Annotated in this window: 15 protein-coding genes; 8 read left to right on the top strand and 7 right to left on the bottom strand. The window is 34.7% G+C overall.

Annotated features, from left to right (window positions below; genetic code table 11):
- Window positions 1–39: 39 nt before the first annotated feature.
- Window positions 40–357, bottom strand: coding sequence for a hypothetical protein (locus tag AC07N0_RS14925; RefSeq protein ID WP_494589797.1), 318 nt, complete (start codon window positions 355–357; stop codon window positions 40–42).
- A gap of 111 nt (window positions 358–468) precedes the next feature.
- Between AC07N0_RS14925 and AC07N0_RS14920 the strand changes: the two genes are divergently transcribed.
- Window positions 469–1335 (top strand): hypothetical protein, encoded by an 867-nt coding sequence (locus AC07N0_RS14920; RefSeq protein ID WP_494589796.1) that lies wholly within the window; start codon window positions 469–471, stop codon window positions 1333–1335.
- Window positions 1336–1386: 51 nt separating this feature from the next.
- Here AC07N0_RS14920 and lepB (AC07N0_RS14915) read toward each other — a convergent pair whose 3' ends face one another.
- The 6 genes from lepB (AC07N0_RS14915) to AC07N0_RS14890 form a co-directional block, all read right to left on the bottom strand.
- Window positions 1387–2586 (bottom strand): signal peptidase I, encoded by a 1200-nt coding sequence (lepB, locus tag AC07N0_RS14915; protein WP_494589795.1) that lies wholly within the window; start codon window positions 2584–2586, stop codon window positions 1387–1389.
- A gap of 173 nt (window positions 2587–2759) precedes the next feature.
- On the bottom strand, window positions 2760–3932 hold the full coding sequence (lepB, locus tag AC07N0_RS14910) for a signal peptidase I (RefSeq protein ID WP_494589794.1): 1173 nt from the start codon (window positions 3930–3932) through the stop codon (window positions 2760–2762).
- Between the two features lie 170 nt (window positions 3933–4102).
- Complete coding sequence (dapB, locus tag AC07N0_RS14905; protein WP_492799047.1) at window positions 4103–4819, bottom strand: 4-hydroxy-tetrahydrodipicolinate reductase; 717 nt, start codon at window positions 4817–4819, stop codon at window positions 4103–4105.
- A 59-nt stretch (window positions 4820–4878) separates the two neighbouring features.
- The gene (locus AC07N0_RS14900; RefSeq protein ID WP_494589793.1) at window positions 4879–5508 is read right to left on the bottom strand and encodes a DUF5683 domain-containing protein; all 630 of its coding nucleotides are present in this window, start codon (window positions 5506–5508) and stop codon (window positions 4879–4881) included.
- 121 nt (window positions 5509–5629) lie between these two features.
- The gene (locus AC07N0_RS14895) at window positions 5630–6574 is read right to left on the bottom strand and encodes a ParB/RepB/Spo0J family partition protein (RefSeq protein ID WP_309920031.1); all 945 of its coding nucleotides are present in this window, start codon (window positions 6572–6574) and stop codon (window positions 5630–5632) included.
- Between the two features lie 61 nt (window positions 6575–6635).
- Window positions 6636–7415 carry a ParA family protein gene (locus AC07N0_RS14890; protein WP_309920033.1) on the bottom strand — a complete coding sequence of 260 codons (780 nt, stop codon included), beginning with the start codon at window positions 7413–7415 and terminating at the stop codon, window positions 6636–6638.
- 507 nt (window positions 7416–7922) lie between these two features.
- Between AC07N0_RS14890 and AC07N0_RS14885 the strand changes: the two genes are divergently transcribed.
- The 7 genes from AC07N0_RS14885 to AC07N0_RS14855 all read left to right on the top strand — a co-directional run bounded on the left by AC07N0_RS14885 (window position 7923) and on the right by AC07N0_RS14855 (window position 15336).
- Window positions 7923–9368 carry a POT-type proton-dependent oligopeptide transporter gene (locus tag AC07N0_RS14885; RefSeq protein ID WP_492799045.1) on the top strand — a complete coding sequence of 482 codons (1446 nt, stop codon included), beginning with the start codon at window positions 7923–7925 and terminating at the stop codon, window positions 9366–9368.
- Window positions 9369–9617: 249 nt separating this feature from the next.
- The gene (locus AC07N0_RS14880; protein ID WP_494589792.1) at window positions 9618–10301 is read left to right on the top strand and encodes a VIT1/CCC1 transporter family protein; all 684 of its coding nucleotides are present in this window, start codon (window positions 9618–9620) and stop codon (window positions 10299–10301) included.
- A gap of 53 nt (window positions 10302–10354) precedes the next feature.
- Window positions 10355–11185 carry a hypothetical protein gene (locus AC07N0_RS14875; RefSeq protein WP_494589791.1) on the top strand — a complete coding sequence of 277 codons (831 nt, stop codon included), beginning with the start codon at window positions 10355–10357 and terminating at the stop codon, window positions 11183–11185.
- 212 nt (window positions 11186–11397) lie between these two features.
- Complete coding sequence (locus AC07N0_RS14870) at window positions 11398–12144, top strand: Dph6-related ATP pyrophosphatase (RefSeq protein WP_494589790.1); 747 nt, start codon at window positions 11398–11400, stop codon at window positions 12142–12144.
- Window position 12145: 1 nt separating this feature from the next.
- Window positions 12146–13240: an FUSC family protein gene (locus AC07N0_RS14865; RefSeq protein ID WP_494589789.1), complete on the top strand. Its 1095-nt coding sequence runs from the start codon at window positions 12146–12148 to the stop codon at window positions 13238–13240.
- A 27-nt stretch (window positions 13241–13267) separates the two neighbouring features.
- Window positions 13268–13966, top strand: a complete 699-nt coding sequence (locus AC07N0_RS14860; protein ID WP_494589788.1) for a response regulator transcription factor — start codon at window positions 13268–13270, stop codon at window positions 13964–13966.
- Window positions 13963–15336 carry a sensor histidine kinase gene (locus AC07N0_RS14855; RefSeq protein ID WP_494589787.1) on the top strand — a complete coding sequence of 458 codons (1374 nt, stop codon included), beginning with the start codon at window positions 13963–13965 and terminating at the stop codon, window positions 15334–15336. The genes AC07N0_RS14860 and AC07N0_RS14855 overlap by 4 nt, the downstream gene beginning before the upstream one ends.
- The last annotated feature ends 12 nt before the right edge of the window (window positions 15337–15348 follow it).

Genomic DNA, 15348 nt, shown 5'->3' with positions numbered 1-15348 from the left:
TATGTAGATCAGAGGGTAATCGTAAATGTATTTAATTAATTATTCAGGACCAACTACGTCTTCGACAATAGCAACTATTACTATAGGACGTGCCCCACAAATTATATAATATGACACTTCATGAATATAAGCGTCATCATCTACCCACGATTCGCTTGCATATAAGCAAAGATCAAAAAAGGACTTAGAAAGTACGTTTGAGGTATTTAGAACTTTCTTATCTGAAATTGTCTTCTTTAAAAGAAGACTGCTGTTACTATTATTACTTGTAGAAGCCTTTGGTTTAATATTATTTTTAGCAAAGGTAGTAGTAAAACAACAAGTTAATAAACATAGAATTACTATTAGTTTTTTCATAAAATTATTTTTTAGATGTTAAAAATTTATTTGATTACCCTCTTAATCATTTGTAAATATAAATTTAAATCAATTATTTTGCAATCAACACTCATTTAATTTTTTTACATCATGAAATACCTATTAATGTCCCTTATTTTTTTCTACAACCTATTTCCTATTTTCTCGCAAGTTGAACTGGTAAATAAGACTCTCACTACCCAAATTGAAATAATTCCTCAATTTGAACCCAACTCGAATACAGTATCAAAGAATGGATTAACCTATACTCAGAATATGGGTACACAACAAAGAAGTACAACAAGAGAGGTAAAAGTAAAGAAGAAATCAGATGATTTATTACAAGTCAACAGAGTAATAAAACAAGTTAAAATTAAGATAAAAACTAAAACAGAAGAGAAAACCTACGACTCTGAAAACACTTTTGACAGAGATCAAACTACACAGTTATTAGGAAAAAAATATGATATCTATATAAATGCTCCTGAAGAGTCTATCTTTAATCTCAGAACAAACAGCTTAGAGAGTACTTATCAAAATACTATGTTTCAGAATATTTGGGAAGAAACAGTACGACTACATCCTATAGATGAATGGGATTATCTGCTTCTTAACAAATCTACGTTTTCATTAAATGAAAGTTGGACAGATACTATAAAAACGAGTAAAAAGATTTTCATTAATAGATATAAATGCACTAAACTTGACAATAATCAAGCTTTAATTACTCTCAAAGGCCAGATTTACAGAAATAATACTAACCAAACTAAAGATGTAGGGGAAATTAATATCACAACTTCTACGAATTCAGAAAATTATGAAGGTGAATTATCGGTAGATACAAATACTAAACTGATTACAGAAATAAATCTAATTAAGACAATTCAACAAACAAGTAGTACAATGGGAATGGACTTGAAAACAGAAAAGAGTACTAAAATATATGTAAAAAATAAAGTAAATAATATATCTTACTAACTGAGGTCTAAGAAATAAACATTTTCTTAGACCTCAGTTATAGTTATTCTCTTAATCCACCAATCTAAATACCCTATTCCAACGAATTTTGCTAAAGAAACTCTTGTTGGGGTCTAAAGACATCCAAGTGAATACAGCTTTGCCAACGATATGGTCAGCAGGTACAAAGCCCCAATAACGGGAATCAGCTGAATGATGTCGATTATCGCCCATCATAAAATAATAATCTTGCTTAAAGGTATAAGAACTGATTGCCTTACCATCAATCAAGATTTTATATCCATCAATTACAACATTTTTATTCCCTTCATAATATTTGATAACATATTTATATTTATCAACATTGACAGCATTTAGTGGAATCGTCAAGCCTTCTTTAGGAATCAGCAATGGTCCGAAATTATCCCTGTTCCAAACATAAGAACTACCAAACATCGCTGTAGATCCATCATCATTCGTTCTGCTATCTTGTAAATCAGTCATCCCTTTTGGCATAATTACTTTTTTAATGTATTGTACCCAAGGTTTTTGCTTTAATACATCTACGTTTTCTTGTGATGTATTGATAACGTACCTAAAATTACTTTTGGTAGAATCAATATTTTGAATTTCATCCATTGTATAAGGGATAGTAAAGTTGTCATTAGGGTCGCCAGCACCATCAACACCATTGGTAATGCCCATTTCTTCAAAAATATTGGCCTCCTCCGCACTTAAAGTCTGTAAATCTTGCTTGGCATAAAGCAGGTATTTGTGTTGCATCTTTACAGGATTGTCCATCGGTTTCCCATCAACATATACTTGTGTATCACGTATTTCAATGGTTTTACCAGGTGTTCCTATACAGCGTTTGATATAATACGTTCTTAAATCAATAGGGGCATCACCATCAGGCGTGAAATTGGGGACATTAAATACTACTGCGTCTCCTTGCTTTACTTCTGAAAAGCCTGGCAAGCGTTTGATTGGTAAATCTATCCATGATAAATAAGATGGAATATTTGTTCCCCATATTTTCTGATGTGTCAAGGGTACTTGAAGGGGTGTTTTAGGCGTACGAACGCCATAATGTAGTTTGCTTACAAATAAATAATCTCCCACCATCATAGAGCTCTCCATCGAAGAGGTTGGAATGGTGTAAGCTTCAAAAAAGAAGAAGCGAATTAAAGTGGCTGCTACTACTGCGAATACTACGGAATCAATCCATTCTCGGAAAGGCGATTTTGTTATAGGTTCTTTTTTCTCTGTCATTTTATCTGTCTTGAAAATATGTTTCCTATCGTTAGTCGGAAAAATATTTAATCAATTACAGTAATTGAAAAGAATTTTATCAATAATCTATGAGTTGATAGATTGGCTATAAAACAAAAACGTGTAAATGATTAAAATTTCATTTACACGTTTTGATATTGGGCTTAAATCTGCTAGTTAACAAATCTAAAGATTCTATTCCAACGAATTTTGCTCAAGAAGTTCTTATTAGGGTCTAATGACATCCAAATAAATACTGCTTTCCCTACAACATGGTCAGCAGGAACAAAACCCCAATAGCGTGAATCCGCTGAATGATGACGGTTATCCCCCATCATAAAATAATAATCTTGCTTAAATGTATACGAAGTGATTGTTTTGCCATCAATCATGATTCTATGACCATCAATCACTACATTTTTGTTATCCTCGTAGTATTTAATAATGTATTTGTATTTATCTACATTACCAGAATCTAGCTTGATGGTTAATCCTTTACTAGGAATCAACAAAGGACCATAGTTATCTCTATTCCAGATATACGAACTACCAAACATTGGCGTAGCACCATCATCATTAGTCATACCATCTTGTCCGTCAGGTGTATTTTTTGGCGCCTTTAATAAATCTACGCTCACAAATGATTTCATTTTTTTGAACTCATCGATATTTCCTTGATAAGTATTTACGATATAATCGTGCAAACCACCTATTAGAGAATCTTGTGCAGTCAAGTTCACTTCCATCCAGTTAGCATTCTGTTGTCCTGTAGCATCTACTCCATTAAAAATATCATGCTCTTCAAAGAACTCATTTGTTAATTGCTCTTTTACTTTTAAGATATATTCATGCTGTAATTTCGGCGGATTTTCCATTGGTTTCCCGTCGATATATACCTGTGTATCACGAATTTCTAATGTTTTACCCGGTGTTCCGATACAACGTTTGATATAATAAGTTCTTAAATCAACTGGGGCATCTCCGTCGGGCGAGTAGTTGGGCACATTAAATACTACGGCATCACCTTGCTTTACCTCAGAGAATCCGGGAAGACGCTTGATAGGTAAATCTAACCAACGTAAATAAGAAGGAATATCTGTTCCCCATATTTTCTGATGTGTTAAAGGTACTTGAAGGGGCGTTTTGGGTGTACGAACACCATAATGTAATTTACTTACAAACAGGAAATCACCTACCATCAGTGAACTTTCCATTGATGGTGTAGGAATTGTATAGGCCTCAAAAAAGAAGAAACGTATTAAAGTTGCCGCTACTACCGCAAATACTACTGAATCAATCCATTCGCGGAAAGCTGATTTTTGTACAGGTTGTTTTTTTTCTGACATTTTATATGTGTTGGAAATAATTTTCCTAAGGTTAGTCGTATAGTTTATAATAGAATTACAGTTTAGCTATGAGCTATGAGCTATGAGCTATGAGCTATGAGCATTAAGCTTTGAGTTTTTTTAGCTCATTACTCATGGCTGATAACTCATAGCTCATAGCTTAAAGAAAGCTAAAAAGCCAACAAATCACTCATACCGAAAACGCCTTTCTTTCCTACAATCCATTCTGCTGCAATGACTGCGCCTAAGGCAAAACCTTCACGACCATGAGCAACGTGTGAGATTTCTATTTGATCAATATCTGAAATATATTTTACAATGTGCGTTCCTGGTACTTTCCCTTCACGTGCCGACCAAATAGCAATTTCGTCATCAGCAGGATTTTCATTATTTATCCATTTGCTTTTGCCTTCAAGGTTTTCTATCAATCCTTCAGCAATCGTGATGGCTGTCCCAGAGGGAGAATCTTTCTTTTCAGTATGATGAATTTCTGTAGTCGACACCGAATATTGTTTCTGCGGTTTCATTAGTTTTGCCAACGTTTTATTCAATTGAAAAAAGATATTTACCCCAATAGAATAATTGGACGACCAAAAGAAAGCACCGTCTTTTTCAATGGCTAAGGCTTCAACTTCTGGTTTGTTTTCTAACCAGCCAGTTGTGCCACACACCACAGGAACACCTTTATTTAAACATGCTTTAACATTTTCAAAAGCAGAAGAAGGGTGACTAAATTCAATGACTGCATCAATTTGTGAAGGACTTAAGGCTTCAAACTCATGACGATTAGTGATGTCAATACGAGCAACTATTTGATGACCTCGGTCTAAGGCAATTTTCTCAATAACCTTTCCCATTTTTCCATAACCGAGTAAAACAATATTCATAATTAAAAATTTGATTGTATAATTGAATATTCCCAAGCGGGATTTATTATTAAATTTTATTACTTAAAAGCAAAAGTAATTTTGGCACCGTACACTGCATTCATCATATCGGGGCTTGTAAGTGTCGGCTGAATTTTCAGAGAAATATCATCCGTCAAATCAAAGGTCTTTAAATGAGCCGTCACGTTAGCATCAATGATATTCGCAGCCCATACTACAGCTAAAATCAGGTATGAACCATCTCTGTTCCTACGATAACCATTTACAATCGTATTGAGTTGTGCAGAAGTGTATTCTCTCTGTAATCCGCTATCGTCTCCATATAACGTAATTTTGGCATTTGCTGGTGGAGTTGCTACTTGGAAGTTATCGATATATTGCTGTCTATAATATGCATATCTAGCATGATTCGTAACAATAAAATAAATATTGACTGCAAATCCGCCATATACCAAAGGCAATTTCCAGTATTGTCTATTATAAATTTGTCCCCAACCAGGCACCATTGCCGAACGGATAGTGGAAACTCTAGGAATGATTTTATAAGGCTTTTTTACAGAATCTTTCTTAGCAATTGCAGTTTCTACTGAGTCTTTTAGACTTTCTACTTTACCTCCTTTCAAAACTTGCGCTTGGTTTTCAAGCAACAAGCCAAGAAAAAAAAATAAGCCAACTAGTAATTTCTTCATTTTAGTTTTTGAACTTCAACGCAAAATTACCGCTAATATTCCGTCTGGTGAAGGGTAATTAAGATTTTTTAAGAGAAAAATCCAGTCCTCTTTTGAAATAGTAGAAGGACTGGATTCTCAACTAAGCTTTTATAGCCAATAATATTTTATCAAGTTCTTCCTGAGAAGTAAATGGAATTTTAATTTCTCCTTTGCCTTTATCATCTGCTTTTACTGTTACTTTAGCTCCAAAATAAGCTTGTAAACGAAACTGTAAACTTCTGATTTCCTGCTTTACTCCTCCTCCAATAGCTTTTTTAGCAGTATTTACTAAAGATGCATTCGCTAATTCACGAACTGCCTCCTCTACTTTTCTAACAGACCAATCATCTGCAATTGTTTTCTGAAAGATATCTAATTGTTGTTCTCTATCAGGAATATTGATGATAGCACGAGCATGCCCCATCGATATTTTAGTATCTCTGAGTGCCACTTGGATAACATCTGGCAATTTCAGTAAACGTATATAGTTATTAACCGTTGTACGGTTCTTCCCTACCCTATCTCCTAGTTCTTCTTGTTTTAAAGAACATTCTGTAATCAATCGCTGGTAACTTAAGGCAATTTCAATGGCATTCAGGTTTTCACGCTGAATGTTTTCAATCAATGCCATTTCTAGCATCTGTTGGTCGTCGGCAGTTCTTACATAAGCAGGAATGCTTTTCAAGCCTGCTCTTTTTGAAGCCTGTAAACGACGTTCCCCAGAAATCAATTGGAACTTATTAGGTGCAATCTGGCGGACAGTAATTGGTTGAATAATCCCTTGTACTCTGATTGAATCTGCTAATTCATTCAAGGCCTCTTCGTCAAAATGCGTCCTTGGCTGATAAGGGTTGGTTTCAATCAAATCAACCGATATTTCATTCATCGAACTGATTTGCTCTAAACGAGTAGGACGTTCGATTGGCGTAGCCGGTTGGTGACGGCTCTGCGTGTTATTTACCTCGTCAGAATCTTGAAGTAAAGCTCCTAAGCCTCTACCAAGTCCGACACGTTTTTTTACTGCTGGGATTTCTACTTTACTCATTTCTTCTACTATAAAAAAGAACAGATTCTTCTGAAATAAATATCAACTTATGAAGAACAATCTACTCTTGGGTGACATATCCATTTTTAGCCAAAACCTCACGAGCAAGGTTTAGGTAACTAATTGCCCCTTTGCTTTCTGAGTCATGCGCAATGGCTGGTACACCAAAGCTTGGTGATTCTGAAAGGCGAATGTTTCTAGGAATGATGGTATTGAATACCATATTATGAAAATGGGCTGTTACTTCCGCAACTACTTGGTTTGACAAACGTACTCTTAAATCATACATTGTCAATAAAATACCTTCAATCGCCAAATTAGTATTTAAACGAGATTGAATGATTTTAACGGTATTTAATAATTTACCTAGGCCTTCCAAAGCAAAATACTCGCACTGTACAGGAATAATCACTGAATCTGCGGCAGTGAGGGCATTAATAGTAATTAAACCAAGCGATGGAGAACAGTCGATAATGATAAAGTCGTAATTGTCAAGAATCACGCCTAACGACTCCTTCATTTTCTGTTCACGGTCACGAAGGTTAATCATTTCAATTTCGGCACCCACCAAATCGATATGAGAAGGAATAATATGGAGATACGGTAAATCTGTAGCAATGATAATATCTTGTACATTTACTCCATCAACCATACATTCATAAATTGAATTTTCGATTTCCTTTGGGTTGAATCCTAAACCAGAGGTAGAGTTCGCCTGCGGGTCAGCATCAACAATGAGTGTTCTGAATTCGAGAGCGGCTAAGCTTGCCGCCAAGTTAATAGTGGTTGTCGTTTTTCCAACTCCTCCTTTTTGGTTGGCTATGGCAATTATTTTCCCCATCTTGGATTTTTCTGAGTTACAGTCTTTTTTAAGCTAGGTTATTAAATTATAAATAGTGAAAAGAAGCTATAAAAAGTATTTTTGATAATTCTTACTCTCTTATTACTAAAAGTTAATTCTCAATTCCCAGTACCTCAAATAACAGACTTCAAATATCGTCCTTTCTCACCACATAAGCAAAGAGTGTTCCACAAAATGTTTCACGAATAGTAATTTATAAGGATTTGTACTAACCCGATTCAGTATTAACTATCAATGCCTATGGTAGTTTTATAAGTTAAAATGATTATTTTTATTTGGCTAAAAATTAGATTAAGACAATAAAAGTGAAGATTTTTAAATATAATTAGCAGTAAAGTACAAAAATTGTATATTTAACAATCTTTTCAATAAGTAGTCAGAATTGTTTCTAAAACTCAGAGAATGTATTTTAGCATAATTTTGTCAAGCTTAATCTTAACATTTTCTTTACATTTCATTCACAAACTTGATTAACACTTTTATTTTATGACATCAAAATCCATTGAAACCGAGGTGGTTCAAAAATCAAATAGCTATCCTAAAGCTGTTCCATATATTATCGGGAATGAAGCCGCCGAACGATTTAGTTTTTATGGGATGCGTTCAATTCTTCCTACTTTTTTGATCGCACAATTTTTCAATCCTACTTTCAATCCACTTCTTCAACAAACTGCCGAAGCTCAATCTAATCAAAAAGTACACATGTTTGTTGCCTTGGCATACATCATGCCTATTTTGGGTGGTATAGCAGCTGACTGGTTTTTCGGAAAGTATAAAGTGATTTTATATGTATCTGTATTATACTGTATTGGACATTTAATGTTAGCGATGTTTGATACAAACCTCGCATTGTTTTCATTAGGTATGATTGTCATTGCGTCTGGTGCTGGGGGTATCAAATCCAACGTATCTGCCAATGTTGGTGACCAATTCGACAAGACTAATGAACATTTAATGTCAAAAGTATATGGTTGGTTTTATTTTTCAATCAACTCAGGCTCTGTAGTGTCTAATGTTTGTATTCCTATCATTTATGCAAAATATGGAGCAGCTTGGGCATTTGGAGTTCCAGGAATATTAATGGTGTTGGCTACTATTATCTTTTTTTCTGGTAGAAATAAATATGTAAAAGTGCCTCCAATGGGTATAAATAGAAATAATTTCTTATTTATTTCTTTCAATGCCTTAGTAAATATGGGCAAGAAACAGAAGGGTGACCATTGGCTAGATGTAGCGAAAGCAAGTTATGACCCACAGAAAGTTGATGACGTAAAGGCAGTTTATCGTTTGATTATTGTTTTTGCTTTTATCCCTATTTTCTGGGCACTGTGGGACCAAAATTTATCAGAATGGGTTTTACAAGCTCAAAAATTAGATTTAAACTCAGGCTTTGGTTTTACTTTCTTATCTGAACAAGTTCAAGTATTTAATCCTTTCTTTTTAGTAAGTTTTATTCCTGTTTTTACCTATGTTGTCTATCCATTCTTTGAAAAACTAGGTATCAAAACTACGCCACTACGCCGTTTAGGCGTTGGATTCTTCCTAACAGCCTTGTCTTTTGTTATTATTGCTTTGATTCAAGAAAGTATTGATGGTGGTGGTAAGCCCTCTGTTTGGTGGCAAGTATTAGCCTATTTGATTTTAGCTTGGGGCGAAATCTTGGTTTCTATTACAGGCTTAGAATATGCTTATACTAATTCGCCAAAATCAATGAAGTCTACCATGACTGCTATTTTCTATTCAACGGTTTCTATCGGTAATTTAGCGGTTTCTCTTATCAACGAAAATATTGCTAACAAAGGTTTCTTTGCTCAACTAGACGGCGCTAAATATTTCTGGTTTTTCGCAGGATTGATGTTTATCTCATTCTTGATTTATATCTCAATTGCCTCTAAAATGAAGGAAACACGCTATGTAGGGGTGGCGGAATAAATTTCAATAAGATTTAAAGACGATAGACACAAGACGTTAGACACAAAATGCTAAAAGCAGGCTTCTTGAAAGTCTATTAAGAAATCTTGTATCTAATATCTTTTAGTCTAAAATCTTGTATCTTTAAGTCCTAAATCTTAAAGTCTAAAAAAGAAGAACCTGAGGTTCTTCTTTTTTATTTATGGGCAATTTCACGAACTTTAAAGCAAAAAAACTACCTTGCAATACATAACCCTTACTGAAGAAAACATGGAAGAACAACATCTAGAAAGCTCTGATTTTATTAAAGATATTGTTATCGGAATGTCTGATGGACTGACAGTTCCTTTCGCCTTGGCAGCGGGCTTATCGGGTGCTGTTGCTAATACTGCTATCATTACAACGGCTGGTATTGCGGAGATTGTAGCGGGTTCAATCGCTATGGGCTTAGGCGGTTATTTGGCGGGACAAACCGAAGTAGAGCATTATGATGCTGAACTAAAACGCGAATATGAAGAAGTAGAACGAGTACCAGAACGTGAAAAAGAAGAAGTAAGAGAAATATTTGCTGACTACGGTTTGGACGAAGAAGCACAGATTATCGTGGTTGAAGCCCTTTCAAAAGACAAAAAGAAATGGGTAGATTTTATGATGAAATTTGAATTAGGCTTAGAAAAACCAGATATCAATCGAGCCAGAAATTCAGCCTTGACAATTGGTTTAGCCTACATCGTCGGCGGAATCATTCCACTCTCACCTTACTTTGCTGTGGAGGATGCACATCAAGGATTATTGTATTCTATGGTTGTGACACTAATCACCTTATTTATATTTGGCTATTTCAAAAGCAAAGTAACAGGGCAAAATCCATTGACAGGAGCTATCAAAGTAACCCTTATTGGAGCAGCAGCGGCTGGAGCAGCTTTCTTTGTGGCGAAGATGTTTGGAGGATAAAGAATGTTTATAATAGTTTTACCAAACGTTTGATTAACAATTAATCTACTCCTATGAAAAAAGGTAAGCACCAACACCAATCAAATCAATACGACAAGATTTTCAAAGAAAATATCGAGGCTGTTATACCCAATTTAATGCAAAATCTACTTGGTATCGTAGCTACATCTTCTGAAGAATTGCCTGATGATATTCAGTATACAAAAGAGCGAAAGCCAGATGTTTTAAAGAAAATTACGGATGCACAAGGAAATATTTTTATACTCCAAATTGAATTTCAGGTAGTTGATGAGCCTAAAATGGTTTATAGAATGGCTGAATATTTTATAATGCTGGATAGAAAGTATGATTTACCTATTGTACAATATGTTATCTTTTTAGGGTCTTCACATCCTAAAATGCCTAGGAAACTTGAGCGGAAACGAATGAGTTTTGAGTTTCTATTAATAACATTTGCTGAAATAGACTATCATCAGTTTTTGTTATCAGAACAACCTGAGGAGGTTGTTCTAGGGATTTTAGGTAATTTTAAACAAGAAAATATAGAAGATGTTTTAAAACAAATTATTCATCGGATTGAGGAAACCTCAGACGGAGATTTTTCGTTAAAAAGGTACTTCAATCAATTGCGTGTTTTAGCACAATTGCGTAACTTAGAACTAAATTTAAAAAATGCCATGGACAGTATTGCAAAATATATTAGCGAAGAAAGAGATGTTCTCTATTTGAGAGGACAAGATCAGGCACGAGAAAAAGAGCAGATTAAATTTGTAGTTAATTTACTTGAAAAACTAAGCTTATCCCTAGAACAAATAGCAGATATAGCAGGGGTTTCGATAGATTTTGTTAAAGATATTAAGCAAAAACTTTCTGATAAAAAGTAATTATTAATTAAATGTAGTATATTTTTATTTACTCCGTTATTTTCTTTCATTTCCTAAACTCCAAATCACTCGTATTTGTAATATCCTACAATTCTAATCTAGTTTATTGTCAATATAGATTTATCAAACCTTCTCAACTTTTTGGTTAAGCTAATATATTGGAATAGTCATAATATAATGATTCATTCCCAACAAAAACCTATTTTTACAGCATGATAAAACAGCAAGCAATTTTTAATTGGAGTGGAGGGAAAGATTCTGCTTTGAGTTTATACAAAATCTTACAGTCACCAGAATATAAAGTTAATTGTTTGCTGACCAGTATCAATGAAGAGTACCGTAGAATATCAATGCATGGCGTTCGCGAAGAATTATTGATACAACAGGCTGAAAGTATTGGCATTCCCCTCGTAAAAATGTACCTACCCGAGATGCCTACGATGGAAATATACGAGGATGTCATGAAAGCTACTTTGACAGATTTAAAGACTAAAGGAGCAACAGTGTCTATCTTTGGAGATATTTTTTTAGAAGATTTACGTTTATATCGAGAAAACAAATTAGCTGAATTAGCCTTGAAAGGTGTTTTTCCTTTATGGAAAATACCTACCAAAGATATTATCAAGGAGTTTCTGGATGTAGGGTTCAAAACCATCACAACTTGTGTCAATGATAAGTATTTGGATAAAAGCTTTGTAGGTAGAATCATAGACGAAAGCTTTTTAAATGACTTACCTGAGAATGTTGACCCTTGTGGCGAGAACGGGGAGTTTCATACTTTTGTATTTGATGGGCCAATTTTCAAACAACCCATTGCGTTTGAAAAAGGAGAAATCGTTTATCGGAAATATACCTCCTCAAAGCCAAAAGACGATGATAGCTATGATTGTGACGATTCTAAACAAAACAATCCATTTGATAACGGTTTCTGGTATTGCGATTTATTATCATTGAAATAATATGCAAGAGCAATCTATTAAACAGCTTTTTTACCAAGAAGTTAAAGGTTTCTTTAAAATAAAACAGAGCGATAGGCTGTGGCATATTCCTGTATTGGCTGCACTATGCATTGGTATTCCGTTGCTCACAGGTTTATACGTTGACAATATAAAATCTGGCTTATTGGCAAGCCTTGCTGGCATTGTAATATTATATATACCCATAGCAAACTCTCTGGTTAGTCGCATGGCTACTATGTTAATTTGTTCTTTCGGCTTCTTGGTTTCTTATACCATTGGGCTTCTTTTTAGTTTCAATCCACTTATTTCAACAATAGTCTTTGGTATATACGCTACGATAGTTTATTGGATTAACCTTTACTTTAAAACAAAACCACCCGCAAGTTTCTTTTTTATTTTTATAGCCTCTCTGGCCGGAGGTATGCCTCATGACTTAAAAGTTATGCCCGAAAAAATTGGCTTGGTAGCGATGGGAACAATGTTGGCTTGCTCTTTAGCTTTGCTCTATAGTCTTTTAGTGAAAAATAAAAGTTCTAAAAAAGATGCTGTCCTCATCTCTGAGTTATTAGTTAAAAGTAAATACACCGACTTGGTTGAAGCATTGATTATTGGAGTATTCATGTTTTTTTCAATGTTGATTGGACATGTGTTAACACTTCAAAATCCCTATTGGATACCCATTTCCTGCCTTGCGGTCATGCAAGGTGCTACGCTCTACCATATCTGGGAAAGAGTAGTCCACCGTATTTTAGGTACCTTTTTGGGTTTAGGACTTTGTTGGGTTATTCTCTCCATTGTTAACGCTCCTCTTAGTATTTGCATCAGTATTATCTTCCTACAATTTATTATTGAGGTACTAGTGGTAAGACATTACGCTTTGGCTGTTATTTTTATCACGCCCATGACAATACTACTGGCAGAAGCTGCAAATCCGTTGATACAAGAGCCAAATTTACTTTTCGTAACACGTTTTATAGATATTTCTATTGGTAGCTTAATAGGTGCTTTTGGCGGATGGGTAATTCATAACGAAAAAATTCGTTTCTATGCTACCATGAAAATCAGGAAAGCGAAGAAAGTGATGCTTCGGAAATAAGTAAAATTAGGCAGAATGAAATGAACCATGAATAAAAAAATACTTTTAGTAGAGGACGAAATTAACGTTGTCGATTTTTTAAAAAAAGGCTTAGACGAAGCAAACTTTGAAGTATCTGTTGCCCTAAATGGCAATACTGCACTTAGCATGGCTGCTGAATCTTCTTTTGACCTCATCATCTTAGACATTATGTTGCCTGATAAAAATGGTATCGAAGTATGCAGAGAATTACGTTCACGCCACATCAAAACACCTATCCTTTTTCTGACAGCCCTTGGTACTTCTGAAAACATTGCCCTAGGTCTAAACACAGGTGCAGATGACTATTTGGTAAAGCCCTTTAAATTCATTGAATTATATGCTCGAATCAATGCTCTTCTAAGAAGGACTTCCTATATTGATAATATTCCAGACGATAATGCGAGAGTAACTTATGCTATCGGCGATTTAATCATTGATGATGATGCCAAAACCGTAACCCGAGGTGATCAGAAAATATCCTTAACCGCAACAGAATATCGGCTATTATTGGTTTTGATAAAAAATAAAGGCAAAGTGCTTTCACGAATAGACATCTTGGAAAGTGCTTGGGACATCAACTTTAATATGGGTACCAATGTGGTTGATGTATATATTAATTATCTAAGGAAAAAAATCGATGGTGATTTCGACCATAAGCTCATTCATACCGTTGTTGGAATGGGCTATGTACTAAAAGAAAAATGAAAACACAAACGAAATTAGCCATTATACTTGGGCTTTTGAGTAGCACAATCGTTGTTGTGTTTGGTCTCTCTATTTATTATTTTCTGGACAAATATTCGTATGTCGATTTTTATAAAAGGCTCGAAGCTCGTGTAAGAATATCTGCACAATACAGTTTGAATTCTGGAACGCTCAATGCTAAATATTTAAAAAACTTAAGAAATCAACATTTAGAAAAGCTTGAAAAAGAGAAGGAATACTTGATTGAAATTACCCCTGATGTTCATTTTCAAGAAATTGCCGATAAGCATCAATTACCGCTTCATTTCCTTATTTCACTTTCTAAAGCAGAAACTTACAAAGAAAAGGATGGTAATTTATTCATCGCTGGTTCGCAATATAGAAAAGGCGCAAAACTATACTTTGTCATTGTTTCAGCAGAAAATTATTATGCCTTAAACCATTTGATTTTTTTAAGGTCTGTACTGATTGCTGGAATTTCGATGGTGGTTTTAATTGTGGTTGTCTTTTCATTCTATTTTTCAAAGCACATCTTCGACCCCATCAAGGAAATTACCGATAAAGTAAAACAAATTAGTACTGAAAACATTCACCTTCGCCTTGAAAACAATGTCGACAAAAGCATAGAAATCAGCGAGTTAACCAGCACTTTCAACGAACTACTCAACCGTATTGAAACGGCTTTTGAAACACAAAAGAATTTTATTAGCAACGCATCACACGAACTTGGCACACCCCTGACAACCATTATTGGCGAGGCAGATTTTTCTTTATTAAAGCCTCGAACTTCTGAAGAATATTCTATGGCACTCAAAAACATTCTTCAACAAGCTGAACGGCTGAATGAAATCACAAAATCTTTACTTTTTTTAGCGCAAACGGGGTATAAAGGGAAGGCTATTACTTTTGAGAAGGTTCGTATCGACGAAATCATCTGGGTAAGCAAAAGCTTGATTGATAAGCTTAATCCTAATAACAAAATCTTGGTTGATTTACGCCTTCTTCCAGAAGACCCAAAAAAACTAAAAGTAAAGGGCAATCAACAATTATTACACCTTGCCTTTGCCAACATTTTAAACAATGCTTGTAAATACTCTAACAACAAACCTGTCACTATTCATATTGCATCAAGCAATTCACAGGTGATTATCATCGTTGAAGACCAAGGCATTGGTATTCCTGAATCTGAAATTGCCTTTATTTATGACCCATTCTTCCGCGCATCTAATACTACCTTGTTTGAAGGTTACGGCATTGGTCTGCCCCTCACCAGAAACATTATTCACTTACACAAAGGTAACTTGGTCGTTAGTTCGCAAGTAAATATAGGAACGAAAGTTCAAATCAAAATCCCGCTCATGGAAGATTAATATCTTTTCTAA

This window comes from Arcicella sp. GW821-FHT09D11 (assembly GCF_059416265.1).
This window is presented reverse-complemented; position numbering and strand designations above follow the sequence as displayed.